Origin of the sequence: Paenibacillus sp. FSL R5-0486 (assembly GCF_037975155.1) — a bacterium.
GTDB lineage: Bacteria > Bacillota > Bacilli > Paenibacillales > Paenibacillaceae > Paenibacillus > Paenibacillus amylolyticus.
This window is the reverse complement of record NZ_CP150237.1, coordinates 618,814-645,786: the sequence shown is the minus strand read 5'-3', so window position 1 is coordinate 645,786 and position 26,973 is coordinate 618,814. Positions and strand designations below refer to the sequence as shown.

At 45.9% G+C, this 26,973-nt stretch carries 23 protein-coding genes and 1 pseudogene; 8 read left to right on the top strand and 16 right to left on the bottom strand.

Annotated elements, in window-relative coordinates; genetic code table 11:
• Positions 1 to 14 precede the first annotated feature (14 nt).
• Together MKY01_RS02995 and MKY01_RS02990 are read right to left on the bottom strand one after the other, a co-directional pair.
• Positions 15 to 851 carry a carbohydrate ABC transporter permease gene (locus tag MKY01_RS02995; protein ID WP_036607337.1) on the bottom strand — a complete coding sequence of 279 codons (837 nt, stop codon included), beginning with the start codon at positions 849 to 851 and terminating at the stop codon, positions 15 to 17.
• Positions 851 to 1,732 carry a sugar ABC transporter permease gene (locus MKY01_RS02990; RefSeq protein ID WP_036607341.1) on the bottom strand — a complete coding sequence of 294 codons (882 nt, stop codon included), beginning with the start codon at positions 1,730 to 1,732 and terminating at the stop codon, positions 851 to 853. The genes MKY01_RS02995 and MKY01_RS02990 overlap by 1 nt, the downstream gene beginning before the upstream one ends.
• A 143-nt stretch (positions 1,733 to 1,875) precedes the next feature.
• Here MKY01_RS02990 and MKY01_RS02985 point away from each other — a divergent pair, with 143 nt between their 5' ends.
• Positions 1,876 to 3,705: a sensor histidine kinase gene (locus MKY01_RS02985; protein WP_339285307.1), complete on the top strand. Its 1,830-nt coding sequence runs from the start codon at positions 1,876 to 1,878 to the stop codon at positions 3,703 to 3,705.
• Between the two features lie 5 nt (positions 3,706 to 3,710).
• A complete protein-coding gene (locus MKY01_RS02980) occupies positions 3,711 to 5,339 on the top strand; it encodes a response regulator (protein ID WP_127551146.1) in 1,629 nt (542 codons plus the stop codon).
• A 361-nt stretch (positions 5,340 to 5,700) separates the two neighbouring features.
• On the opposite strand, the pseudogene MKY01_RS02975 reads toward MKY01_RS02980, so the two are convergent.
• Positions 5,701 to 6,667, bottom strand: a pseudogene (locus MKY01_RS02975) (bile acid:sodium symporter).
• A gap of 227 nt (positions 6,668 to 6,894) precedes the next feature.
• Here MKY01_RS02975 and MKY01_RS02970 point away from each other — a divergent pair.
• Entirely contained in the window at positions 6,895 to 7,653 is a 759-nt protein-coding gene (locus tag MKY01_RS02970; RefSeq protein WP_339285304.1) for a TspO/MBR family protein, read from the top strand.
• Positions 7,654 to 7,769: 116 nt separating this feature from the next.
• Here the strand turns inward: MKY01_RS02970 and MKY01_RS02965 are convergent, their stop codons facing one another.
• From MKY01_RS02965 to MKY01_RS02950, 4 genes are all read right to left on the bottom strand, one after another.
• Positions 7,770 to 8,144 carry a RidA family protein gene (locus MKY01_RS02965; protein ID WP_127551150.1) on the bottom strand — a complete coding sequence of 125 codons (375 nt, stop codon included), beginning with the start codon at positions 8,142 to 8,144 and terminating at the stop codon, positions 7,770 to 7,772.
• 148 nt (positions 8,145 to 8,292) lie between these two features.
• The gene (locus MKY01_RS02960; protein ID WP_339285303.1) at positions 8,293 to 8,979 is read right to left on the bottom strand and encodes an oxidoreductase; all 687 of its coding nucleotides are present in this window, start codon (positions 8,977 to 8,979) and stop codon (positions 8,293 to 8,295) included.
• A 107-nt stretch (positions 8,980 to 9,086) separates the two neighbouring features.
• On the bottom strand, positions 9,087 to 10,244 hold the full coding sequence (locus tag MKY01_RS02955; protein ID WP_235193865.1) for an MFS transporter: 1,158 nt from the start codon (positions 10,242 to 10,244) through the stop codon (positions 9,087 to 9,089).
• A 208-nt stretch (positions 10,245 to 10,452) separates the two neighbouring features.
• On the bottom strand, positions 10,453 to 11,868 hold the full coding sequence (locus MKY01_RS02950; RefSeq protein ID WP_339285302.1) for an ATP-binding protein: 1,416 nt from the start codon (positions 11,866 to 11,868) through the stop codon (positions 10,453 to 10,455).
• A 241-nt stretch (positions 11,869 to 12,109) separates the two neighbouring features.
• Between MKY01_RS02950 and MKY01_RS02945 the strand changes: the two genes are divergently transcribed.
• Positions 12,110 to 12,763: a phosphatase PAP2 family protein gene (locus MKY01_RS02945; RefSeq protein WP_036607365.1), complete on the top strand. Its 654-nt coding sequence runs from the start codon at positions 12,110 to 12,112 to the stop codon at positions 12,761 to 12,763.
• Positions 12,764 to 12,767: 4 nt separating this feature from the next.
• Here the strand turns inward: MKY01_RS02945 and MKY01_RS02940 are convergent, their stop codons facing one another.
• The 6 genes from MKY01_RS02940 to MKY01_RS02915 form a co-directional block, all read right to left on the bottom strand.
• On the bottom strand, positions 12,768 to 14,279 hold the full coding sequence (locus MKY01_RS02940) for an HD domain-containing phosphohydrolase (RefSeq protein WP_339190008.1): 1,512 nt from the start codon (positions 14,277 to 14,279) through the stop codon (positions 12,768 to 12,770).
• Positions 14,280 to 14,470: 191 nt separating this feature from the next.
• The gene (locus MKY01_RS02935) at positions 14,471 to 15,454 is read right to left on the bottom strand and encodes an anti-sigma factor (protein WP_339285301.1); all 984 of its coding nucleotides are present in this window, start codon (positions 15,452 to 15,454) and stop codon (positions 14,471 to 14,473) included.
• Positions 15,451 to 16,047: a sigma-70 family RNA polymerase sigma factor gene (locus MKY01_RS02930; RefSeq protein WP_036607374.1), complete on the bottom strand. Its 597-nt coding sequence runs from the start codon at positions 16,045 to 16,047 to the stop codon at positions 15,451 to 15,453. The genes MKY01_RS02935 and MKY01_RS02930 overlap by 4 nt, the downstream gene beginning before the upstream one ends.
• Positions 16,048 to 17,191: 1,144 nt before the next feature.
• Positions 17,192 to 17,503, bottom strand: a complete 312-nt coding sequence (locus tag MKY01_RS02925; RefSeq protein ID WP_017690878.1) for a hypothetical protein — start codon at positions 17,501 to 17,503, stop codon at positions 17,192 to 17,194.
• A 263-nt stretch (positions 17,504 to 17,766) separates the two neighbouring features.
• Complete coding sequence (locus MKY01_RS02920) at positions 17,767 to 17,874, bottom strand: hypothetical protein (protein WP_017690879.1); 108 nt, start codon at positions 17,872 to 17,874, stop codon at positions 17,767 to 17,769.
• Positions 17,875 to 17,917: 43 nt separating this feature from the next.
• The gene (locus MKY01_RS02915) at positions 17,918 to 18,022 is read right to left on the bottom strand and encodes a hypothetical protein (protein ID WP_017690880.1); all 105 of its coding nucleotides are present in this window, start codon (positions 18,020 to 18,022) and stop codon (positions 17,918 to 17,920) included.
• 444 nt (positions 18,023 to 18,466) lie between these two features.
• On the opposite strand from MKY01_RS02915, the gene MKY01_RS02910 reads away from it, so the two are divergent.
• Complete coding sequence (locus tag MKY01_RS02910; RefSeq protein WP_282319546.1) at positions 18,467 to 19,591, top strand: PsbP-related protein; 1,125 nt, start codon at positions 18,467 to 18,469, stop codon at positions 19,589 to 19,591.
• Between the two features lie 108 nt (positions 19,592 to 19,699).
• On the opposite strand, the gene MKY01_RS02905 is transcribed toward MKY01_RS02910, so the two are convergent.
• On the bottom strand, positions 19,700 to 20,026 hold the full coding sequence (locus tag MKY01_RS02905) for an MTH1187 family thiamine-binding protein (protein ID WP_017690882.1): 327 nt from the start codon (positions 20,024 to 20,026) through the stop codon (positions 19,700 to 19,702).
• A gap of 773 nt (positions 20,027 to 20,799) precedes the next feature.
• On the opposite strand from MKY01_RS02905, the gene MKY01_RS02900 reads away from it, so the two are divergent.
• Positions 20,800 to 23,118 (top strand): ribonucleoside-diphosphate reductase subunit alpha, encoded by a 2,319-nt coding sequence (locus MKY01_RS02900; protein WP_036607378.1) that lies wholly within the window; start codon positions 20,800 to 20,802, stop codon positions 23,116 to 23,118.
• A 407-nt stretch (positions 23,119 to 23,525) separates the two neighbouring features.
• Positions 23,526 to 24,557, top strand: a complete 1,032-nt coding sequence (locus tag MKY01_RS02895; protein WP_036607380.1) for a ribonucleotide-diphosphate reductase subunit beta — start codon at positions 23,526 to 23,528, stop codon at positions 24,555 to 24,557.
• Between the two features lie 109 nt (positions 24,558 to 24,666).
• Here the strand turns inward: MKY01_RS02895 and MKY01_RS02890 are convergent, their stop codons facing one another.
• Both MKY01_RS02890 and MKY01_RS02885 read right to left on the bottom strand, forming a co-directional pair.
• Positions 24,667 to 25,017 (bottom strand): DUF6516 family protein, encoded by a 351-nt coding sequence (locus MKY01_RS02890; protein ID WP_339285300.1) that lies wholly within the window; start codon positions 25,015 to 25,017, stop codon positions 24,667 to 24,669.
• Positions 25,018 to 25,055: 38 nt separating this feature from the next.
• Positions 25,056 to 25,769 carry a hypothetical protein gene (locus MKY01_RS02885; RefSeq protein WP_282319551.1) on the bottom strand — a complete coding sequence of 238 codons (714 nt, stop codon included), beginning with the start codon at positions 25,767 to 25,769 and terminating at the stop codon, positions 25,056 to 25,058.
• Positions 25,770 to 25,981: 212 nt separating this feature from the next.
• On the opposite strand from MKY01_RS02885, the gene MKY01_RS02880 reads away from it, so the two are divergent.
• Positions 25,982 to 26,956: an SMI1/KNR4 family protein gene (locus MKY01_RS02880; RefSeq protein WP_282319552.1), complete on the top strand. Its 975-nt coding sequence runs from the start codon at positions 25,982 to 25,984 to the stop codon at positions 26,954 to 26,956.
• The last annotated feature ends 17 nt before the right edge of the window (positions 26,957 to 26,973 follow it).

Genomic DNA, 26,973 nt, shown 5'->3' with positions numbered 1-26,973 from the left:
CTGCACTCGCACCCTCACCCTTTAACTGATCCAGCCGTAATCCCCTGAATGATGTACTTCTGCATCAGCAGGAAGAAGATAATGATCGGCATAATACCGAGCACAAGTGCCGGCAAAGCCAGATCCCATTGCTTCGTATATTGACCGAAGAGTGCAAAAGTCGCAATTGGGATCGTACGCAGGTTGGAGCTTTGCAGGATCAGCGATGGAAGCAGATAATCATTCCAGATCCAGAGTGTGTTCAGAATGATGACGGTTACATACATCGGTTTCATGAGTGGAAATACGATCCGGAAGAACACTCCGTAGACCGAGCTTCCATCCACACGAGCCGCTTCCTCAATCTCCAGTGGGACGGATTTTACGAATCCGTGGAACAGGAAGACAGACATCGGTGCCCCGAAACCGAGATAACAGATAATGAGGCCGCCAAGGCTGTCGATCAATCCCAGATTACTGGTTACAGTAACAAGTGGAATCATGATAGACTGGAACGGAATCACCATAGCGGCAATGAACATGCCGAACAAAATACGGTTGAACCGGGTATCGCTGCGGACCATTCGGTACGCGGCCATGGAACTGATCAGCACAAGCAACAGATTGCTGACCACAGTAACGATAAGCGAGTTCATCAGCGCGGACGGGAAGTTAATTTTCTCCCAAGCGTTAGCATAATTGCCCCACTGAAATACTTCCGGCCATGCAGCCGAATTGGTGAGTAGATCACCGAAGGTTTTGACCGAATTCACGAACAGGAAGTAAAACGGAACCAGGAATAAAAGTCCAAGGAGTACCATGACAATCTCGGTTACAATGGTACTGAAGCGGTAATTTTTTGTCGTCTCCATTAGGCTTCTACCTCCTTGCTCTTCGTCAGACGTACCTGAATCATGGTGATGATGGCAACGATTACGAAGAACACGAGCGCTTTGGCGGTTCCGATGCCATATCTGTTATTTACAAAGGCTTCATTGTAAATATTAAGTGCAACCGACTCTGTCGATCCGAACGGTCCACCTTTGGTCAGTGACAGATTGAGATCGAACATTTTGAACGACCAGGAGATCGCTAGGAACAGACAGATCGTTACACCTGGCATAATGAGCGGAAGAATGATGCTCCGCAGTACCTGCCAGCGACTTGCGCCATCAATCTCGGCGGCTTCCAGCAGATCAGGGGATACATTTGTCAGAGATGAGATGTAGATGACCATCAGATATCCTGCGGTCTGCCATACAAACACAATCACGATTCCCCAGAAGGCGGTTGGTTCGTCTCCCAGCCAAGGAAGGTTGAAGAATGACCAGCCGGTTACATCGCCTACTGCTGAAAACCCTTTCACAAATATGAACTGCCAGATAAAGCCGAGCAACAACCCACCGATCACGTTAGGCATAAAAAAGATCGTACGCAGAATGTTTCTCGTCTTGAGCGGTTTGGTCAGAAAATACGCCAGGAAAAAGCCAATCACATTGGTCAGTACCACACCAACCACGGTGAAGCGCACCGTAAACCAAAACGCCGTTTGGAACTTGGGATCATTCGCAAACACATGCACGAAGTTATCAAACCCTACCCAATTAATGTTCTCGGATACCCCGTTCCAATCCGTGAAGGAATACACCATGCCAAGCAGGAAAGGGACCACGATGATGAGAATAAAAAACACGATGGAGGGACCCACGAACACAAGCTGCTGTAACAGCTGTGAAGATTTGCGATGCTTCATATCGTTCTCCCCTTCTATAGATGGATGAAATTGGTCTCTTTTTCTATTAAACCCCATTATCACCGAGGGAAACACCGACCCTTGTGAACAGTTGGGGGTAAAATATTGTCCTCTCTTAACCTGCAACCAGAAGGGGTGTTCCGATGTCCAAATACTACAGTATACGCACCAAATTGATTGCTTTTATGCTCATTGCTACCACCCTTCCGCTGCTCGCATCGATCAGCATGACGTTTATCCAGACCAAGACAGCCCTGCGGGAACAAGCTGTGGAAGAAAACAAACGCCTGATCTACCAAGCGTCCACCAATCTCAATAACTATGTGGATAACGTGGCCAGAGCGTCGCTCGCTGTGTATAACGACCCGAACTTTCTGCGTAACTTGGCAAAAATTCCTGGTGATTATCGTGCGGTTGCCGAAGTCTATACCACTTTGCAGACAATACGCGCGGCTGTGCCGGATGTATTCCAGCTGTATTTGCACTCTTTTGCCGCCAATCAATCCACCTTAATTACAAATCCCTTTCCGAAGCGGGAGGAACGCAAACAGGCCTATTCCGGCTCGCTTCATGGAAAAACAAGCGGTGACAGCCCGGATATCTGGGTGGAATCGGCCCATATGAGTCACACGTACGGATTCAAGGCTGCCTCCCCCGATGACCCTGCCAGAACGGTCATTACCCTGCATCGGGTGATCAAGGATATTCCGTCCACTGAGCGTCTGGGTGTACTCGCCATTGATCTGAATATGAATACCATTGCAGCAATCTGTAGCAGGCTGTATGATCCGGCTAAGGAACAGATCTATGTGGTGGATGGTCAGAATCAGATCATTTACCAAGGACGTTCCGAGGTCAATCATACGGATGCACTACGAGAGGAAACGGCTAGTGAACTGAATATCGCGCGATCTAGCTTAGGTACAGCCCAGAATGTTGCAGGGCATTTTGAACAGGATCGTTCCATGTATGTATACCAGCAACTTGGCAGCACGTACGCCGATTGGACCATCGTCAAACAGATCCCAAATGAGACGTTATATGCCAGAGCCACCACACTTACGTGGAATAACGCGATGATTGCCATTGCGGCACTAGTATTGGTCATTGTTGCAACCTTGTTCATCTCCATCCGAATCACCGGTCCGCTCAAGCAACTCATGCGGTATATGAACCAGATTCAAGCCGGGCGTCTGCATGTGGATATCCATCTATCCAGCCGAGATGAATTCGGAGTGCTCGCTCGTCATTTCCGAGATATGATGGATACGGTAAACAATCTTATTTTGCGGGAATATCGACTCGAGATCGCCAATAAAACAAATCAACTCAAAGCGTTGCAAGCGCAGATTCATCCGCATTTTCTATATAACACACTGCAATCGATCGGTACACTTGCCCTTCAACATCAGGGACAACGGGCGTATATACTACTCTCTAGCCTGTCCAAAATGCTGCGCTACAGCATGCGGGATCAGACCTGCGTGACCTTACGCGAAGAGGCGGAGCATGCCCGATTATATCTGGAACTACAGCAGGAGCGGTTTGGTGACCGCCTTGAGGTGGATTTGGATTTTGCCGAAGATACTCTATCTGTCGAAATGCCAAGAATGACGTTACAACCTTTAATTGAAAACTATTTCAAACATGGAGCAGATATTCAGCCTGGCAAAGGTCACATATCCCTATCCAGCCGCCGGATCAACGATCATTGGATTGAAATAGAACTGAATAATAACGGCCCCTCCATACCTGAAGATAAATTACTGGAGATCCGCGGATGGCTGCATCCAAGTCATACAACAACCGGGTTATCCACACAAGAATCCGACGAGTCTGAATCCATCGGTCTACGAAATGTAATACGCCGACTTCAATTGAACTCACATCCCGGTCACTCAGCCAGGCTTGAGATCAACAATCAGGAACCCAATGGTGTGAAGATTACGGTTAAACTATACGCGGGAGAGTGAACAACATGAAGGCACTGCTTGTAGATGATGAAAAACATGTCCGCGATGCCATAAGGTTGCTTGGTCATTGGGAAGAGTTTGGCATTGATACATTACTTGAAGCAGCAGACGGGGATGAAGCCATCGCCGCCATCACGGCACATCAACCTCAAATCATACTCAGTGACATGCGGATGCCGGGCAAGGACGGTATGGCATTGCTTGAATGGATATCGGCTCATACCCCGCACAGCAAGGTGCTGGTTATCAGTGGATATGATGATTTTGAACTCGTGAGGCATGCAATCAGACATGGTGGCATGGACTACCTCCTGAAACCTGTGGAAGCAGATGAGCTGAATGCATCTCTATTAAAGGCCGTTACAGCTTGGGAAGAGGAAGACGCCATTCGGATACAATCCACCAGGCAATCCATTGTTGTTAATCGAATGCGCCCCCACTACCAGGATCGTCTGCTCACCGAACTTGCCGTCGGAAGAGGCAGCAGCCCATCACACATGCAGCGATTGCAGGATGAGTTAAATCTCCCCCGTCTAATCTCTGTCTGTAGTGTCGCTGTCACCAGCCTGTCCCATCTGGATGCAGATTGTCTGGCAAAATACCGCAGTCAACCGGACCTGCTTGTGTTCTCGGTGCTCAATATCTGTGCCGAGATGTTATCCACACCAGACGAAGGCGTAATGTTTCGTCAGTTGGATCAACCGGACGAGATTGTTCTGCTGCATTGGGGTCCATCCACTTCATTGGAACATATTCTGGACAAGGTCAATCAGGGATTGGAGCAGACGATTCAGCGCCGGCTTCATTTTGGCATCTCCACCTGTGAGTCTTACCCTGGCGGAATCTCAGCGGCCTATCTGGAAGCAAGTTCAAGGCTGTGGCGACGTAATGCTGTGCAAATTAAACAGCGAATCCATGCCTCAGTGGAATCATCAAATGGAAATAAAATCAGGCGTTTAACCGCCCATGAAGAACCCCTGCGTATGGCAGCCATGAGTTGCCGGGCTTCCAGTGTATCTGCTGCGGTCGCCGAGTGGCTTGACCCGATTACTGATCTTGCGGTTGTCAGTGCTGAGCAGATCCAGCAATGGATCGATGAGCTGGAATGGATGCTGAGCCGCTGGCTTGATGATACGGCAGGTTCGTCATTCCATGAGGAAGAAGTGACGGAGGAACAGTCTATTCCCTTTGCCGAGTTACCTTTGGACGCTGAAGGACTGTTATCCTTCCCCCTGCTTCGTTCATCATTGGAACAACGACTGCTCGCGGCCGGTAAGGCGCTCACCGCTCATCACCACGCCAATCCTGATCCCATGAGTGAGATTGCACGTTATATGGACGCCCATTATCAGGAGGACCTGTCCTTACAGCAGATTGCCGCGCGTTTCTATCTGAGCCGGGAGTATATCTCCCGTAAATTCAAACAGCAATTTGGTCTGAATTGGTCGGAATATCTGGGCAAACTGCGTATCAACAACGCCAAGCTGTTACTACAAAATCCTTCCCTGCGTGTCGCCAAAATCTCGGAGATGGTTGGATTCCAAGATGAAAAGTATTTCAGCAAAGTGTTCAAAAAAATGGAGGGCATCACGCCAGCGGAATATCGTAAAACATTATTGGAGGCGGGTACGTAATGAGTATTTGATCCGAATTAAAAAGAGTACTCCCGGCATAACCCATCGGAAGTACTCTTTTTAATTTTACTTTTACAGAAAATAGCCTATATCATGACGATTTGTTGACTCTTTCTTTTCTAAGATAGGATACGATCCGAGAGATTGTACCTATTAAAATTACAGCCATAAATCCATAAGCCATATTATTTCCTGTCTTATGAGCTACTACGGGGAAATAGATGAGGCTGAACAGTAATAGGACAATATCCAGGTAGAACATAATCTTTCGATAAATAGGGATTCTCACATCCCCCTTTTATTTACCAAAAATGGTTTTATTAATTGTAATATATCATAACATAGACACACCCTAGTACGCTTACCGATCCCGCAAAATCACCGCAGGTACAAGTCGAATGTAGACTATCTCCCCTGCAAGCTCCACCATCGTCTGTGTAACAATAACAGCCGCAGCGATAGTTGCCCATTCTGGCGGGAGTGCCAGCGCCAGTGGCAGAACAACCAACGAATTCCGTGTGGCTGAACTGAAAATCAACGCCCGCCCTGCGCCTGTATTCAATCGAAACCAATTAGCAATGATCCGAGATATCCAAGGCATAATGATCAGAAAAGCAATGTAGATCGGGATCACGTTTACGATAATCGCCATATCATTGTAGACTTTGCCAATCTGGGAAGCGACAACCACGATCAGCGCAAGTGCCATCATCGGAACCGGGAGCCATGCCGTCGCATTTATGACCCACTCCCCGCTCGCTTTACCTCTGGAGAAAACTTGTGTAACAACAGCGAGCAGCAGTGGAATAACGATCAGGAACAAAAAAAGCCTCTACAAACGGCCCTAACTGCATGATCTGCGCTATCTCGGTACCCATCAATAACCATAAATAAAACGGCAACAGGATCATTTGTATAACAAATAAAAAAGGTGTTGCGGCGAGCATCAGCTTCTCATTGCCCCGGCCGAGCTGTGTGAACACAATGACGTAATCAATACAGGGAGTTAACAGTACCAGATAGACTCCGATCAGAACGCCTGGTGATTGCGGAAAGACAAGTGTGAGCAACCATACAACTACAGGTACTACGATAAAATTAGCCACCAGTAGCGCCACCATAAATCGAAGATTCGACCAGGACTCTTTTAACTGTAAAAAGGGAATCTGTACAAACATGCTGTATAACAGAACGGCAAGAACCGGGGACACAGTGTAGTGTAAAACATTCCCCCATACCGGATTACTCAGCCCTATCGCTGCCCCTACGAACAGTGCAACTACATAGAACCAGGTTTGCTGTTGCTCCATCGTTTCTCTTGTGAGCATTTCTCTTCCTCCTCTTCTAGTGGGACATCGTGGGCATGGACATATTTCTGCTTCGTTTCGCGTACATTGGGACAGAGTGCCGTTCCAACATAAGCGGCAGAGCACAAGGATCTGAAGGATCAACTTGTGAATTTTTTGCGGCTGTTATTAGAATGTGCAAGAACTGGGTATATTCATTGTAGACTGACCCGTGGTTCATTCATTCGTTAAACCAAGGAGGAAACACAATGTCACGTAACAATCCGTACAAGTGGTTAAACGCCATTGGTTTTATCGCTGTAATTATCGTGAACTACCTCTCCAACGCTCTGCCGATCGGGGGCAAGACCAATAAAGAAGTATCGGATATGTATCCTGTGCTACTCACACCTTCTGGCTATGCCTTCTCTATATGGGGTTTGATCTACCTGCTATTAGCAGGGTTTGTGATCTATCAGTTCGTGCCCGCTTCCTGGAAAAGGGATTCGATTACCCGTCTCGGGTATTGGTTCCTGGCAAGCTGTGCTTTCAACGTAGCCTGGATTTTTGCTTTTCAAAACTTGCAGACCGGTCTCGCTTTACTGATTATTGTAATGCTTCTGTTGTGCCTGATCATGCTGTATGTAAAAACACGTACCATTACGGTTCCAACCACTGCTGAGATCTGGCTTGTGAAGCTACCATTCAGCATCTATCTTGGATGGATTAGCGTGGCAACGATTGTCAATGCAGCTGTACTGTTATATAAAATTGGCTGGGATGGTTTTGGTATCAGCGAACCAACCTGGACGATCATTATGCTGATTGTCGGTATGGTGCTGGCTGTTCTCGTTAGCTTCCGTTATCGCGATAGCATATACCCACTTGTATTCACATGGGCATATATCGCCATTGCACTTAAACAGAAGGATGTCACTTCCGTATATTATACGGCAATCATCATTGCGATCGTCCTGGCCATCTATGCGGTATGGCTGTTCTTCGCCCGGAATCAAGATCGCGATTGAGTAGTTTACTTCAAATATAACGCTTAAATATAACGAAAAAACATAAAAGCAAACAGCCGATTCTGGTCTTCGACCTGAATCGGCTGTTTATGTATAAAAGAACGAATAAGGTTGTCCTATTTCAGGGCAATAACTTCAATCTCCACCAGTGCATCTTTTGGTAAACGAGCAACTTCCACTGCACTGCGTGCAGGATAAGGCTGTTCGAAGAACGTGCTATACACTTCATTCACAGGAACGAAGTCGTTCATGTCCTTCAGGAACACCGTCGTTTTCACGATTTTATCCATACTTGTACCTGCTGCTTCAAGGATAGCCTTCACATTGCTCAAAGACAGACGTGTCTGCTCCTGTACATCTGCGCCGAACTCTCCCGTTTGAGGATTCAGACCAAGCTGTCCGGAAGTGTAGATGAAATCGCCTGCATCAACGGCTTGACTGTATGGACCAATGGCGCCTGGCGCATGATCGGTAGAGATTGGTTTTTTCATGGACGAGTTCTCCTTTGTGTTCGTTATCCTGCTGCCGCATGGAGTCAGGGTTCGAACTCATTTTTGTTGCCTATTATACCACGATCTACCTCAAGCGAGAAACGCTCCTCACTAGCCACATGAAGCAAACAGCTCGTTCAAAGGTTTCTTAGCCCCCGTCCACACCAAGGACATGAATGACTTCATTTGAATACACATGGTTTCCCTTGGCTTGCACCAGCGCAATATTGGTCATGGCCTGTGCAATAGTTGCGGCGTGGACCGCCCGGTATTTGTCCGCTCTGCCTTTCATCCAGCGATCCAGAAACTTCATGGCATAGGCAGCCATCTGCTCACCAAACCGCTTCTCGTTTCGATCTCCCAGAATCAAGGAAGGGCGGAAGATATGCAATGACGGAAAACCGATATCGGACAATGCATCCTCCATTTCCCCTTTGGTCCGACTGTAAAAGACACGGGAATCTGCACTCGCTCCCATGGAGGAGATCACTAGCATCTGTGATACACCATGTTGCTTCGCAATCGTAGCTGCACGAACCGGGTAATGATAATCTACCTGACGGAAATTGTCCTGACTGCCTGCTTTTTTGATCGTTGTCCCCAAACAACAGTACAGGTCATCGATTCCATCGAATAAGTGGTCTTGGCTCTCCAGCTGTTCCCAGTCCACCACATGCTGTTCCAGTTTGGGATGTTGCAGCTCAAGCGGACGTCTAACCAGAACGCGAACCAAGCTGTATGCCGGGTGCTCCAGCAGACTATGAACCAGTAATTCACCTACAAGCCCCGTGGCTCCAATCACCATGGCTTTCCGTTCGAGACGCTTCAAATACATCCCTCCACTTCGCCATCTTTTTTTGAAGTCATACCAGATACATATGATCAATCTAAATATTTACAAGGTTGTTCTGTCATCGAAGTGCCCGTGTAAATATTCAATATCTATTTTAACAGTACACGACGTCCAAGGGTAAATGTCAGAATCAGCATCACGACACCAACCCCCATCTGAAATCCATAGGCTGAGATCCAGGCCAGCGCATCGGACCAGGTTTCCATCTTTTCATACAACCAGCCACCCAACAACGGCCCGAGAAACGAAGTGACTCCGGTCAGAGCCGAATACACCGCGACAAACATCGGTCTTTCACTTTTGGGTGTGTCTCCAATCGTAAAGTTAAATGCCAGCTGGTTAAATCCACCTACACCGATCCCAAGGAAGATATGAGATAGAAATAGTGCGATCAATACGGGCATGAACGACATTAAACCCCACGACAAACAGGAGAGTGCAATGACTGGCAACGTCCAAAACAACAGGGTTTTGTTGCTGAATCTGGCATTCAGATTACCCCAAACATAGAACCCGGCCATCATGACCAGCGTCTGGACTACCGTGATCAGGGATACCGTCTGATAATTGATGTTCAATAAATCGAGCATAACATAGGAATAAAGCGGAACAATCAAGGTCTGGATCAATAACCATGAAGCCAGGAACAGCGTTGCTTTCAGGAAAGAACGATCCTGGAACGGCTTGATGAACATGCGCCAGAAAACCTTTTCGGTAGAACGTTCGAAGGGAACGTCCGGATAGAAGAAATAGATGACTGTATTGGCAATAGCACATATCCACACCGGAATAAACAGGATCAGAAAGCCCATTTCTCCCGGGTAACGGTCCAAAACAATACCGCCTGCAAATAAGCATACGCTTCCAAGAGCATTCAGAATCGTATTTCGAATTCCAAAATAACGCCCTCTCACCTTAGCAGGTACGATATCGCCAATTAGTGAAGTCCAGATCATACCGCCGATGGTATTTGATATAAAAGCAACCGTATACACGCCAATATATACACTTACCCACCACTCTTTGGGGAATATAAACGGGATCAGTCCCGTTGCACTCCACAAGATGCGATGTGTGCCCACAAATAACAGCAGCATGCGTTTACGGCTGCGAATACGCTGCATCCAGTAAGCTGCTCCGATCTGGGCAATGTTTACAAACGTCGTAATCGCGAGCACAAAGCCGATATGTCTCGACCCGGCCCCAAGGTACAGCAGAAATCCGGTTAAAAATGGGCCTCCCAGCAAGGTCTGTAAAATAATTGCCGGTACACCCTCCCATGTTGCAATCGATAAATTCGTGCGTTGTGTCGAACCCTTGCGCCGTGGTTTGCTTGCTAACGGGGGAGGGTTAACGTTGACCGTCTTCTGTATGGGGATACACTCCTTAGACCGGGTCTCAAAAGCCGGTCGATGCTAGTTGTCATCCCAAATTCTACTCACGGCGCGAAGGTTGTCAACTCATTTTTTCACGGTCCAACGGAAGATAGAGATAGAAGGTGCTTCCTTTACCTTCAGCGCTCTCCAGTTCAATCGATCCCCCCAGTAATCTCGCTAAATCCCGACTGATCGACAAGCCTAGTCCGGTACCGCCAAATTTTCGACTAATCGACCCGTCAGCCTGCTGAAATGCTTCAAATATGGAATGATGCTTGTCCTCCGAAATACCAATGCCTGTATCCTGAACGGAGAAAATAAGCCATCGATTCTGAATACCTGCATTCTTAATCTGCTTGGTGCTTACGGTCAGCGTGACCTTCCCCCGGTGAGTGAACTTGATGGCATTGGACATCAGATTCCGCAAAATCTGTTGAACCCGCTGGGGATCAGACCAGAGCGTCTCGGGCAGTCCCGGTTTTTTGTCCAGAACCAACTGAATACCTTTTTTCTCGGCAACAAGCTGAAAGTGGCTCATGGCATCTTCTGTAAGTTGTGCGACACTGATATCCTCCAGTACAATATCCAGCCGCCCCGCTTCTACTTTGGAAAGATCCAGAATATCGTTAATGAGCGTAAGCAGTTCCTGCCCGGAGTGGTCGATCATATTGGCAAAACGTACAATATCCTCCTGATCCATCGTGTCGGCATTCTCGCTGATCATCTGGGCAAAGTTAATGACACTGTTCAGTGGTGTACGCAGTTCATGGGACATATTGGCGAGAAATTCGGATTTGTACTGTGAGGCAATCATCAATTGTTTCGCTCGATCCTCCAGTACAATCTGGGCTTTCTGTAACTCTTCCTTTTGCACAGATAAAAGCCGGTTTGTACTCTGGATCAGCAAAATACGATTCTGTTCATTCTGAAAATCACGTAAAATAAATGCAAAAATAAGGCTCAGCAAAATACCTGTAGGGAGTGTATAAGGCATAATATGTGAAAAGAAGTATGTAGCCGGGATCACACCAACGATAGCAATGTTTACACTATTGACCACATTGACGATAACTGTAACAAGGATTCCTTTAATAATCAGCCTGTAGTTGCTGCGTCTCATCCATATATTCAGACCTGCACATATCACGCCCAAAATAGACATGTTAAGTACTGCCGCCAATGTAGCATCCGTGATGCCAAAAGTCAGCCTCGACAGCCCAATTCCAATACCCACGATAATTACGCTATAGGGTTGTCTATACGTTAGAACGGCAACAATTAAAGGAACATATCGAAGATCAAAGACCACTTCATCGGTGAGTTGAAACCCAAAAACCGTACTGATCCAACCTGCAAATATAAGGACAAGCACGGAGCTGATCTGCTTCACTTGGGAAGAGGTACGTATTACGACATATTTATAGAACACACTGGCAAGATATGCAATGGTAATAAGCATCCCCATATTCAATACGAACATTTTTGAAAATTGCATTCACTCACTCCTGTTGAACCGACTTTACTGGCCAAATTACCTTCGTCCGTATGTGTGTCTATCATATCATGCCCATTGAAGCTTCGGCATTCCTTCTTCGTCAAAAAAATACACAAAAATACACAAATCAGGATTCAATTTGTGCGCTGGTCGTAGTAGAATATATTGTTGTTTAAATTTGAATTAGTTATTTGCTGGGGTCATGTTCCTCTGGAGCATGAATGAAAGGAGAAAAGGTGTTGTGCAATTGTTAAAAAGCAAATCCTATTGGCTGTCATTGAGTTTAATGCTGTCTTTGGCCGTCATGGGGCTCTTCTATGATATTCTTAATAGTCCAGAACGCGGGTTCGTAGTGCTTGATTCGCCACTCGACCGGATCATTCCCTACGTGCCTGGCATGTCCATTCCATATTTGGGCTGGTACCCGTTTGTATTCGGTGTGCTCGCTTACCTGTGTGCCAAGGATCGCCTGACGTATTACCGCGTCTTGTTATCCATGAATATCTGTGTCTGGATATGTTATCTGATCTACTTCAACTTTCAGACCATGGTACCGCGCCCGGAACTGACGGGTACTGGCCTGGGAGCATCTGTTCTCGGATGGCTCTATAGCCAGGATCGTCCTTATAATTGTTTTCCAAGTATTCATTCTCTTCACTCTTATCTGGTTATGCGTGCTGTTCTCTCGGTTCCAAGTATCCGCAAACCCATCAAGATTTTGGTCGCCGCCGGGGCAGCAACTATTATAGTATCCACGCTAATGATCAAACAACATGTGATCTATGACGCCTTGGGTGCAGTCATACTCGGCGAGTGTGTTCTCACCATCATAACAGGCCTCGCTCTTCACCGGAGACGCAGAAAAGAATCGAAGTGGACAGAGGGGATCAGCTGATCCCTCACTTCGATGGTTTCTGAAGATGCTGTTGTCGTCTCCATTCATCAATAAACAAACCTGCAAAATAGGGGTCCCATTGGGTCCCTTTTCCTTCTTCCAAAATCGTTAGCGCTTTCTCATGACTCATCCCATTCCGGTATGGTCGATCAGACGTCATGGCATCAAAGGCATCCGCTACCGCAATGATGCGGCCAAATAGCGGAATCTCATCGCCTGCCATCCCATCCGGATACCCTTTGCCATCATATCTCTCATGGTGAGATCGTACACCAGGCAGAAAGTCAGCCATGGCATCAATGGGTTCTATCTGGAGCAGAATACTCTCTCCCTGCACGGGATGTGTCTGAATAATTGCGAATTCTTCATCGCTTAGTTTTCCATCCTTCAGCAACACCTCATCAGGTATGCCGATTTTCCCGATATCATGAAGCAGGGCTGATTTGTACAATAAATCCGCCTGTTCCTCACTCATTCCGCTCAGCTTACCAATCATCAGCGAATACTCTGCCACACGCATGGAATGTCCTGCCGTGTACTTATCTCGGGCGTCTAAAGCAGCAGCCAGCGTAGAAAAATAACTTTGCAACAGCTGTCGATTGCGTTCCTGTCTCATCTCCAGCCGATTAATCATCATATTAAAACCGGAGATCAGTGCCGAAAACTCATCCGCATATAGATCCGGAGCTCGTCTGCCAAGATCTCCCCCCTGAATTCGGTTCATCTCATGCGTCAGTTCAGCAACTGGATCACGAACATCACGAATCAACAGCCAGCTTCCCACCAGCGCAAACCCCGCGCCCAGAACAACGATGAGAATTCCCCACAGTATGTACTCTTTCGCAAATTCACTGTCCATATACTGAAGTCTGATATATGTAGCCAGGAAAAATAGAAAAAGAGGAAATAATCCAATCAGTGCCGTACTTAGCTGAAATTTACGCTGGATCGATACCAGGATGCGCCCTCCCAGTGAAGGTTCCATCCCGTATTGGACTTTGCCTCGATGACGAATCTCAAGTAACAGGGGTCTAATCGCCCGCACCGTTAGGTAATACTCAATCAGCGCATGCATGATGGCAATCAGAAAGGCACACGCAGCGGCCACGACAGTATAGAAGTAAGGAAATTCAAGCCACCCTGTGGATATCATCCATAATGTTAATCCGGCTGCCGGAAGTGAGAAACCAAGCATGTGCGGACCCATGATCCGATATATGGTCTGTCCCGGAAAACGATGAATTTTCTCATACATGTGGTTCAATTCGTCTCTCTCGTGATGCTCGGAATTGAAAAATTGTCTTATGGGGCCAAGCTGCACCCACAGCGTAATTAATTCTGCAACCAGCATGAACAAGAGTGAAATCAGTACAATGAAGATGAGCCGAACAAATTGAATATTGGGTATTTGCAGAGTAGATACCATAACTACTGTACCGACAACAAAAACAGCGGCCAGTGAACCGATCAGATAATTGCGTATCAGGCGAAAGATAAATGAACGGTATGCTTCCAACTGAACCCCTCACTCTCTATGTGCAACCAGTTCTCCCTTGAGATACAGGGAGATTAAGGGTATTGCCTTCTATTTGTTTATCGGTTGCTCCGACTAAAAAAATTAATAAAATCCAATGGATGGGCATCAGAACTGGAAAACACAAAAAGGCTGCTCCACGACGGAGCAGCCTTTGGTGATATATCCTATATTTATCCTTTAATCTTGGCAGCCAGAATCATCGTACCGCGTGGCTCATCTCCCATTGCATCCGGTTCAAGCGTGATGGCAACCGTATCATAGTCGTTGGCCGAATCCAATGTGTAGTATACTGCTCCCGTTCCGTCACGACTAAGGAAAGTACCCGCATTCTGAGGGGTATCTCCTTTGATCAACCAGACCTGAAAAGCCTCGTTGCCTTCCAGGTTCGGCAGGTTCTCAGCCTGCACAACCAGGTGAGTGCCTTTGCTGTCAATAACGATGGTTGCGAGACCCTGAGCTACAATGTCCTGCGTTGCAGGATTCAGCTTCACTGCCTCGCCAGTCTGCATGCCCTGTGCGGGCTTCAGAGCTGATGCCAGCTGCTCTTGCAGCTGTGCATTCTGCGCCTGTGCCTGCACCAGTTGCTCTTGCGTAGCCGACGAGCCCGCCGCTTGCTGCGTCAGCGAGTCGATCTGGCTCCGCAGCTGCGCCGTGTACACGCCCAGTAACAGTGCCGCGGCCGCTAGGCCGGCACTGGCTATGCGCCAGGCGCTGCTGCTGCGCGCACGCGCGCGCGCTTGTGGCTGCCATGGCTGTGCCTGGGCAGCCTCTTCCACCCGGGCCGCAGGCACCGCCGTTGCCGGCGGCAAGCCTGGCCCGGGTTGCGCCGCACGTTTGTGCTGCGGCGCAAGATCTTCCTGAAGCACCACAGGTGCTTCAGGCTCTGCAGGAGCAGCCGCTGGCTTCGCCTCGGCGCTCTCCTGCACATGTCCGAGCACGTTGCCCAGCACACGTGCTCGCATGCCTTGCGGCGGTGCTACAGGTTCCGCCGCCAGTGGCAGGAAGCCAGTCACTTCCTGCAATTCCCTTACCTCCTGGCGGCAAGGTTCGCAAGTTGCCATATGCGCTTCAAACGCCGCCACTTCCTCTGCTTCCAGTCCGCCCAGCACATACATCGGTGCCAGATCAGACCACTCCTCATGTCGTTCTATCATGGATGTATGCCCTCCCTTCCCGCATCCGGATGCAATTCAGCATCGGCCAGCAACTTTTGGAGCTGTCGCATGGCAAGCCTGACACGGCTCTTTACTGTACCCAGCGGAATCCCGAATCGGCTGGATACTTCCTGCTGGGTTAATCCCGCATAATAAATCGATTCTATAACTTGTTGCTGATCACCGTTTAATTGGGACAACGCCTCTTTAATCCGGGTACCTTCCCATTTACGTTGCACTTCTTCTTCCGTGTTCGTATGTTCATCGGCATAGGCCGCCAGTGTCTCGTGTTCAACTGAAGTAGTCGCTGCCCCTTTTGATTTCCGCCTCAGCATGTCCACTGCAATGTTACGCGTAATCGCAAACATCCATGTGGTCAGCTTCCCCTGTGAGGCATCGTAACGTTCGGCATTATTCCAGACCCTCATAAAAAGTTCCTGAACGGTCTCTTCTGCCGTCATGGGATCACCAACGATCCGGTAGGCAAAAGAATACACCGCTCGCTCATAACGGTCATATAAAAGCTCCAGTGCGGAGGCATCACGTTCCGCAATCTGCCGCATTAACCTGCTGTCCTCCATCGATTCAGTCATGCGAGGGCCCCTTTCTGTTTCTTCCCCCTTATTATAACCTACGCAGAAACTTTTGAAGAGGATTACCCCTATGAAGAAATAGTTTGAAAAATTTTCTGTATCTTTTCAAACTAACCTTTCACTTTCTAACATAAAAACAGTACGAAAACATGCTGCTCTGGTCGCGCTTTCCTTTTTATTGCAGAAAATTACAACCTGTGGTATACTATAAGAGTTGTATTAAACAACCTCATATGATTTCTGTCTTCTTTAAACCCCGGAATATTTTCTTCATGCTGCGACCGCAGCGAACTATAAGCACAATTAACCTATGAAGATTGAAGAACCTGAATCACAATAACCCGGTAGTACAGAGTTTCACAAGATGTTCCCATTCACACTGGCGCGGTCATCGGAGCCGCAAGGACAAAAGAGAGGTAGGGCTTTTGTTGTTTTGGATATCACTTATTCTTGAGAAGATTGAAAACATACACAAAGCACCCGGAATTGGGTTCCGGGTGTTTATCCATGTCTACATATCCAATTTAGCAACATCTACAGACTGTCGGACACCGTTCCTACATTAAGAAAAGTCCTCCTTTCACTGATCAGACTAACCAGATAAATTCAGCTCTGCTTTTAAAACTTTTTCGTTCTCCCACTGGCTACACTCCTGGATACTTCCTTCCTTACTTCTTACTTCTTACTTCTTACTTCTTACTTCTTACTTTTCCAATTGTGCAAATAACGCCGGCCTCTAAAGCAACTGTTTACGCTCACCAGACGCTAACGAATCCTGCACACCTTATATTGAGGATTTCTATGCTATGTAAAATCTAACGAATCTCAGCCACGTTAATCCATGCCACTTCATGAATATAGGCTCCAAACATGCCCAGGTTCAGATAATAAGACGTCTACGATTCGTTAAACTTGTGAAATGGGAAAAATGCATGGAATAGAGGCTGTGGAGTTCGTTAAAGAAAGTAATCCCAACGCTCCTTCGCTTCTAATAAAAAAGGACACCGCAGGATGAAACCCTACGCTGTCCCTTTCTGAATCATAGGTACGTTATGCCCCAACATGGAACTCAAACTCGGAGTTTATTTGGAGCACCTATCGCAACGATCCACGATCAGCAAAGTCTCCTTGCACTCACAAATACTTAGATAAACATCGTTTTGGAGATGATGACCAGCAAGATGAACAGTACGAGGATCGTACCCATGGAACCCCAGCTTCCGCCGCCATGACCATAGGATACTCCACAACCCTGTTGATAACCGTGCATCATTGGAGCCTGATTGGCATGGTGTCCGTATCCATAGCCATATCCCATTGGCATTGTTCCACAACCATATCCATACCCATGCATTTCATGACCTGTGTATTGGTATCCTTGCATATGCTCATAACCTCCCATATGTCCGTATACGTGTCCCTGTCCGTTCGGTGAATTCGGTTTTACTTCGCTCATTGTTCATTCCTCCTTAACATTTGCCTACACCCCTAAGCTATGTATTCAGCCTACCTCTGGACCGGGCTATCGCCCTCATTTTGACAAAATGGGCGTTTAGCCATGAGGTACCTTCCCCATTTTCGAAACATACGCCATCTTTCCATTTCTTGAATTCCACCAATTCTTCCATTCAACCACAAGCTATCTTATCTGCCTGGCTCTCCACCATGCTTGTCCTCTAGAAAAAAAACCCCACCGGTTGCCCGGCAGAGCTCGCCATATTATACCCAGAAAGATTTAGTGATGATTACGAGAAGAATGAACAGAACCAGGATTGCTCCAGTCGATGTCCAGCCGCCGTATCCTACGCCTTCAACTACGTTGCTCATGCAGAACCCTCCTTTACAAATATATTAGGGTCCAAGCGGTTTATTAGATCAAGAATGCTTTAGAGATGATGACCAACAAGATAAAGAGAACCAAGATCGCGCCAGTCGATGTCCATGCGCCGCCGTATCCACCTACTACTCCACTCATGTAAACCCCTCCTTTGATTTGAGGTACAGTTCACTATATGCACCAATCACACATGGGACCGGGCTCAGGTCGAAAAATGGGCTGTTTTTTTTACCGACTATTCGCTAATTGCACCTACATAAAGGGTTAGTTCTTAAGCCGGAATGTTATGTTCATATATGTTTAATTCATAAATAAATCCCACGGTTATATCAACCAAATGTATGTACTATCGCTCAAATTGGATACCCATACGGTATATTATTAGCTTTTAATTTGTTAAATACAGATAAATTACCTTTTTAGTAATTATGAATACTGAAATATTTATTTATGTTATTATTTTACTAATAAAGTAGAAAGGAGTTTCTATGCTCACCACCTAAACTAGATTATCCCAAACGAAATGATGACCTTAGAAAAAATCCCAACCGATGGGAAGCACATTAGGAGAAATTAGACATAATGAAGAAACTTATTACGATTTTGGCATTAGCCACATTGCTTAGTGCTTGTGGTAATTCAGAAACAAACACCACAACCAATAGCCAAACGTCCGAAGCATCCAAGGCAACTGAAACTGTCTCAACAGAAACAAAAGCTACGAAATACACTACATATAGTGGAGAAGGATTTTCTTTTGCATATCCTGAATCCTGGAAAAGCGTAGATACAAGTCAAATGAATGCTCCATCCATTAAAGCTGCTTTTTCAGACCAATCTTCGGCAGCCACATTTGCAGATAATATGAATCTGACGATTGAGGCCAGCTCAAACGGTTCAATTAATCCTGAAGAATACGCCAATAATATAGTGGATTATTATACACAAAGCGGTTCAAGCATCGGCATTTCCGATTATAAAAAAACCAGCTACACAAACAAGCCTTATAAAGAATATAGCGCTGGTGTCTTGGAAGGAGCCTATAAGCATTCCTCGGGTACAGATGTTATCCTTGTGCAGTATCTGATTCCGACCAATACAGAACTCTATACCATGACGTTAACCTACGCCAAGGATACTTATAATCAGGATGAGATCAAAGATATCATTGATTCCCTAAGCATTACTGCTCCTCTGGAGCAAACAGCACCAACTGCAACAACTGGAAATTCATCTGTTACGGCATCAGCTGCGGATTTCTTTAATGAGTTAACTCCGTACATTACAGAAGACACAGCCTTTATGGAGCAGGCATCTTATGATTTCTTTGGTAAACATAACGATGTATTCCCGGCCATTACGACAGAACTAAGCAAAAAGGTACAGGGGCTCGTTGACTCCAATGTAACGACCCGTCATCTGAATAAAAATGTAGCCAACTATTACAATACTTTCGTACAAATTAACGGGGAAGTCATTTCCGTTGAAGAAGATAGCTCTCTCGGAGCAACCTTCTCTATCGTTCATGTCATGGATGAGAACGGAAACGATATTATAGCGTTGTACCCTGCAACGACTGGAGATCTGCTTGACGGCGATTACGCTACTGTGATCGGTGCTCCAATCACCAACTTCTCTTTTGAAAATGTTGGCGGTGGTTACACCAACGCCACGTTGATTGGAGCCTCATTGGTAGTTGCAGATTAATCAAAATGTTAAATGAGTACACAAAAAGACCCAGCTTAATGAACGTTAAGCTGGGTCTTTTTGTCTTTCAGTTTATAGATGTCAGAAATTCACGTTAACTATAAACCATTAATTAGGTCTTGCCTGAAGTGACGTCAGTTTATCCTGAACCGATTGTAACTTCTGTATACTTGAGGCATCCGGTTTATCACGACGGTCGTCAATTTTGACGGATGTGGAAACGCGCTGAGCTCCTGACAAAAACGGTGCTTCATGCAGGGCCGCAATTGCTGTAAAGATCTCGTTAAGCGGTCCCTCAATAATGGTGCTCATGGAAGTTAACTGATATGTAATGCCCCGTTGATGTTCCAATACCTTTTGCATGTCCGCCACATAACTGCTTAGACTGGTTGTACCCGTTCCGATTGGAATTACAGTCACTTCTGCTATTGCCATTTTGCTCCGCCTCCTCTGGGCCCCGTGAACAACCGCTGCCGCTAATTTTAGTCGATTTTTGACTATTTTTATTCTACCAGTTGAATGCGTTACAATTCAAACTGACGTGAAGACGTCATTCAAATTGGTCAAAAATTTTTTTTGATAAATCTTCAAATCTTCCAGTCCTTTTCCTTTGCGGATTCCTGGCTTAAATGGTATACTCGGAATTACGTTTTACTGTATCGGCCCACTTTACAAACACAATATGTTGGGTTACAGTATGTTGACAGCTACAAAATGTAGTAACACTAGATTTCTCCGCTTCTATTAGTCACCTTCTGCATTCTCGCGAAAAACAGGATGAAATCACCTCCAAAGGCACGTCCCTGTAGGTGTAAATCGCTTTCTCGAAACAGAGTTGACATGGAGGTTAACGGGGCTGTTTGGACTGCATCCGGTATCCTCAAACTACAGGCACATCTGCAATAGACCAAAGCTTACATAAGCACCCTTTTCTGTCGATATCCTGAACCTCTAAGACAGTAAGGAAGCCAGAGCATCCATGGGCATTTTCAGCCGCGAGGCGGGAGAATGCTTTTTATATGAGCATGTTCTGAATTGTGCTGTTTTGTGCTCCTCAAGTTGAGCGATTTAAGACATGAACTTGTCACCGCCGTTTCAGTCTGCCAAAAGCAACCTTTACCTTTTTCTCATCGTAAGACAACACTCAATTCTTTATATAAAGAATTTCTCCAATTTATCTCTTTAACATGCGAAAGCGAGGAATATTCATGCCACAAGTTGTGACCAAGCCGAACAACCGCCAGCTTGCCTTTGATGATATGCGCATCTCGGTATATGCCGACCGTACTCTGGAAGGACTGGAAATGCTGGACAAGGAACGTCTGGTACGTGGGGTAAACAGCAAGCTCCGCCGTGATGAAGTTACCGGAGACGAAATCAGCAACGCTTTTATCATGAGCGCACTGGAATTGGTAACTAAAGAGGAGCCTAATTGGAAATTTGCAGCGGCACGCTCCCTGCTCACTTCCCTTTATAAAAAAGCGGCTACCAACCGCAGATACAAGTCTTACCCGGACGAGCCTTATGGCGCATTCCACCCTCTTCTTGTAGATCTCGTGAAGAAAGGGATCTACCGCGAAGAATTACTGGAATGTTACACCAAAGAACAGATCGACGAACTTGCTGAGTGCATTGACTACCGCAACGATCTGCTCTTCGATTACATCGGCTTGCTCACACTGGCAGAACGTTACCTCGCTCACGATTTTGACGGAAAAGTAATGGAATTGCCGCAAGAGCGTTACATGGTTATCGCCATGTTCCTAATGCACCAAGAGCCTGCCGAGAGACGTATGGATCTCGTCAAGGAAGCATACTGGGCCATGAGCAACATGTACATGACTGCAGCTACTCCTACGATGTCCAATGCAGGTAAAAAAGTAGCCGGTCAACTCTCCAGCTGCTTCATTGATACGGTGGACGACTCACTCGAAGGTATCTTCGATTCCAACACGGATGTAGCTCGTCTGAGCAAAATGGGGGGCGGCATCGGCGTTTACCTCGGCAAAGTCAGAGCTCGTGGTTCGGATATCCGTGGTCACCAAAATACAAGTTCCGGTGTAATCCCTTGGATTCGCCAACTAAACAATACAGCGGTCAGCGTAGACCAGCTCGGTACGCGTAAAGGTGCCATTGCCGTGTACCTGGACGTTTTCCACAAAGACATTCTGGCTTTCCTCGATCTGAAGCTGAACAACGGTGACGAGCGTATGCGTGCGCATGACGTATTCCACGGCATCTGTCTGCCTGACTTGTTCATGGAGCGGGTATCCACCCGTGGCGAATGGAGCCTGTTCTGTCCGCACGAAACAAAGAAAGTGATGGGCTGGAAGGACGAGAATGGTCGTGCACTCGGACTGGAAGATTTCTATGATGAGTCCTTTGGCGAAGGTGCGTTCCGTGATAAATACGAAGAAGCGGTGAATCACCCACTGCTGTCCCGGATTACAGTACAGGCGATTGACATCATGAAGCGTGTACTGAAATCCCAACTGGAGACAGGTACGCCATACATGTTCTACCGCGATACGGTTAACCGCTCCAATCCTAACCGTGCACACGGTATGGTATACTCCTCCAACCTGTGTACCGAAATTATGCAGAACCAGTCTGCCACTGTAATTGAAAAGGAAGAACTCGTAACCAAGGATGGACAAACTCGCATCGTGATTTCCAAAGTGCCTGGCGACTTTGTTGTCTGCAACCTGAACTCCATCCATCTGGCACGTGCTATACCTCATAATGTATTGGAGCGTCTTGTTCCAATTCAGGTGCGCATGCTGGACAACGTTATCGACATTAACAACATTGAAGTGTTGCAAGCCCAATATACCAACAGCCAATATCGCGCAGTCGGTCTGGGAACGTTTGGACTTCACCACCTGCTTGCTCTCGAAGGCATTCATTGGGAGTCTGAAGAAGCTGTAACATATAACGATAATCTGTATGAAAAAATTAACTACCTGCTCGTGAAATCCAGTATGGAGCTGTCCAAAGAAAAAGGACATTATCCGAAATTCAAAGGTTCCGATTGGGAAAGTGGTCATTACTTCGACCAACGCGAGTACACATCAGGTGAGCGCGTAGGCGAGTTCGTGACAACCGAACAGTGGAAAGAACTGCAAGCCGAAGTACGACAAAACGGTGTACGTAATGCTTGGTTGTTCGCCATTGCACCTAACGGTTCCACGTCCATTATTGCCGGTTCCACCGCTAGTATTGATCCGCTCTATGAGCTGTTATCTTATGAAGAGAAAACAACTTACAAAATTGCCAATCCGGCTCCGGATCTGTCCGAAAAAACAAGCCCTTATTACCAAACAGCGTTCCAGGTGGATCAACATGCTTCCATTAATATGGCGGCTGCCCGTCAGCGCCACGTCGATCAGGGACAAAGTTTCAACTTCTACGTTCGACCAGATATTAAAGCAACAGAATTCCTGGAATTGCATCTGCACGCCTGGAGAGCCGGCATGAAATCAACCTATTATGTTCGTAGCCGTGCATTAACGATTGAAGAATCTTGATTTTTGCGCAAGTTACGCTTTTATCCATGATAGAGAAGATTTACTAGATTCGAGGTGACCACCAGGGCATCCTGTTTTGATTGCAAAATGGCGTTGCCCTGGTTCTTTTTTGCCTAAAACACGATCACAGCATCGCAAGATGTTGATATAGATGCCACATTATACAACCCTAATATATATAAAAGAATTAATGATTACACGATAACGAAGAGGACAGAACAAAGCTGAAGAAGCGGAACTAAAAGCTTTCTGAAAGAAAGCTACTTCGGAAGCATACACTTCGCCTTTATCACCGGATTTTCCCCTTTAAAAGAGGGAATCAAAAAATCAGGGGATAACAGCGATCGGAAGGTTGTTCTGTCATCGTAGTTATACAGTGCAAATTCATTCAAGGAGTGAACGGAACAATGCAAGTACAGAAAATTTTTAACACCGAAGCCCCTAACCAATCAACCCGTATTATTGAAGGTGAATGCTCCGGTATCCTGAACTGGAACGACATTCGTATGCCTCATATGTACAAATTGTACAAAGTACTGCTGCTTAACCACTGGATCGCAGACGAGATCCCAATGTCCAAAGATGCTTCCCAGTTTGCTCAACTGGACGAGGAAGAGCAACGTACGTTTAAAATCAACATCTCTCTGCTCGCGGTACTTGATTCCATGCAGACGATGTTTGTTGGTGACGTAAAACGTTACTTTACTGATTCTTCACTCGAAGCGATCTCGGCCATTATCGGACAACAGGAAGTCGTTCATAACCAATCGTACTCCTACGTTCTGTCTTCGATCGTATCTGATCGGGAGCAGAAGGAAATTTTTGAATACTGGAAACATGATCCGGTACTGCTTGACCGTAACCGTTTCATCGCAGACATTTACCAAACATTCCGTGACGAGCCTTCTCCACAGACGTTCTTCCAGGCTATGGTCGCCGATCTGGTACTCGAAGGTATCTTCTTCTATAGTACGTTTGCCTTCTTCTACAACCTGGCCCGTGACCAGAAAATGATGGCAACCAGCCAGATGATCTCGTATATCCAGCGGGATGAAAACCAACACTGTTACTTCTTCGCTGAAGTGTACAAACAGTTGCTGGTGGACTTCCCTGAACTGAACACACCTGAGAACATGGACTACGTATACACAACCATCCATCGTGCTGTTGAGCTTGAAACCAACTGGGCACATTACACACTCAGCAACGTGCGCGGTATTGACCTGAACGAGTTGGAAGATTACATCAAGTACATCGCCAACAAACGCCTGCGTCTAATGGGTATGGAAAAAGCATATGAAGGTGTGGATGTAAACTGCATGCCTTGGATTAAGCCATTCTCCGATGAAGCACTAAATGCAACTAAAACCGACTTCTTCGAAGCTAAATCCCGTAACTACGGTAAAGTTGGCGACGATAACGGATTTGACGATTTGTAATAAAGAATAGATTATAAAAAAAAACACTCCCTGAACTGTGGCTATAATGCCTAAGTTCAGGGAGTGTTGTTTAATTCGTATGTACAAACATCATATCAGCGTTGAACTATTATAATTTAATAGAGATATTTCTTAATCTAATAAATTCAAGAATCGTATATAATTCTTGAAATTTTTCATTATTCAATCTTCTCTCATTTACCGTATGAATATGAAACGGGTCATACATCGTAATATTAGCAGGTGTTTCATCAGGATGATAATGAGCATGGAATTTCATAATCAACTCTTTTTGATCATCATACCAATCATACCAATCATACCAATATAACTCGATGAATCCCCCGTTTCGATCTATCTCCTCTACACAGTACATCTTCGATAAATCATTAAAGACAATTGTTTTACGAATAGTTCTAGCACTGCTTGGAAGACCCTGGGCACCATCTCGAATCTCCATAATAATATCTGAAAAAATCATTCTCAATAAAACGAAAATTACTTTTCGGTATCTTTAAAGCCAAGACGCTGCCTCCCCAAATGGTGTTTCCAAACTTGTGCATCGGTTTCTTCTTCAGGTGTTAAGTTCAATTTAGTTCGGAGTGTCCGTTCGAATTCCCCTTTGTATTTATCTTCATATAAGGCAATTTGCCCTGTGTGGTAATCCAGGTCACTAACTTCTATTGTGGATTGGCGTTCTGCCTCTTCCTTTTTCCACATAGTCACAATCTCTTTAATCGTCGTTCTCTTACCTGATCCATACACATATGTAGTATTGTCTGGGATGAGATTATGTTTGTTGGACCCGGCTCTTTGAATTCCCATAAAACGGCCTTGATCAATCCAGTTAAAAATCGTCGTAATACTCACTCCAAAAAATACAGATAATTCTTTAGGAGTATAAGAACGTACAACTTCAATAGAAGGAATAGAAGGAACACCACTGTGAATTCCTGTCGGTACATCCACTGCTTGACTTAACGCATGTTTGAGAAGAGTAACATACTTTTCTCTAAAAATATCAGCATCTTCAAAGATAGATTCATCCAGGTTACGAACAAATTCAGCATTATTTCTGACTGCAAGTGCCAGCACTTTGAACAGTAAAATACTATTATCCGAATTACTCAAGCTCTGAACTAACTCAGAAGCAATCTCATCCGTGTTCTGACTAAATATATTCTTCTCAACTCTTGTGATTCCCATATCCATCTCACCTCACACTCCTAGTATAGGATAGTAAAGTTTAACTTTCAACATCATACTTAAACAAAGTTAAACACAAATTAAACTTTATAGATCAAACTTAAAGTATACTTAAACAGTATGCTACGAAGAGCTTGATTTATACATTCTCCAACCAACACACACTTATTATATAATGAAAGAGATTCATACCCCTCCTACGGAAGTGAGGCCTATTCATGGAAAGAGAACTGCTGGAACAAATTAACTTGTGGCATGAGCAGGACCAATTCAGTCTCATTATTGAACATATTGAACGAATCCCCGTCTCAGATCGGGATTATGATCTGATTGGTCAACTCGCCAGAGCCTATAACAATGACGCACGTTACCGCGAAGCCATTCAACATTTGTTGTCTGTCCAGGAGCAAGGGGTAAGCGACCCTCTCTGGCAATACCGCTTGGGTTATGCATACTGTCATATAGCGAGTTATGAACAGGCACTACTGGCTTTTGAGAGAGCTGATGAACTTCTGCCCCATGATGAATCTACCCTTGAATTCCTTCGCGAGATTCGTCCCGAAGCGGACAAGATGCGTCAAGATCGCCAGCGTCATGAAGAGGAACTTGCCGCATTCGAGCAGAGCGGTATACAGAACCATCTAAGAGCCGCTTCAGGGACTTATGATCCCGCAACGTTCTGGGTACAGAGTGATTATGCGCAGGACAATCATGTATCAGAACCTTTTGATGAAGAAGAGATTTTGACTATTGAGAAAGAATTGGGTTACAAGCTGCCCGCTTCCTATATTCAACTGATGAATACGCAAAACGGCGGTATCCCTGCGCTCACTGTATTTCCCACCAAAGAAGCGACTTCCTGGGCTGAGGATCACATTGCCATTTCAAGCATTATGGGAATTGGACACGATAAAATATACGCACTCGCTGGTGAGCTGGGAAGTCGGTTCATGATCGAGGATTGGGGATACCCCGACCTGGGGATTGTGATCTGTGATTGTCCATCCGCTGGTCATGATGTTGTTATGCTGGATTATCGCTTCTGTGGCCCTGAAGGTGAACCCTGTGTAGTTCATGTCGATCAGGAAAATGATTATGAGATTACATATCTTGCGCCCAATTTTGAAGCTTTCATCCGTGGATTGGTCGATGAGGATACGTATGACCTGTCTGACGAAGAGAATGAGGACTAAAACCCAGGAGGGTCCGG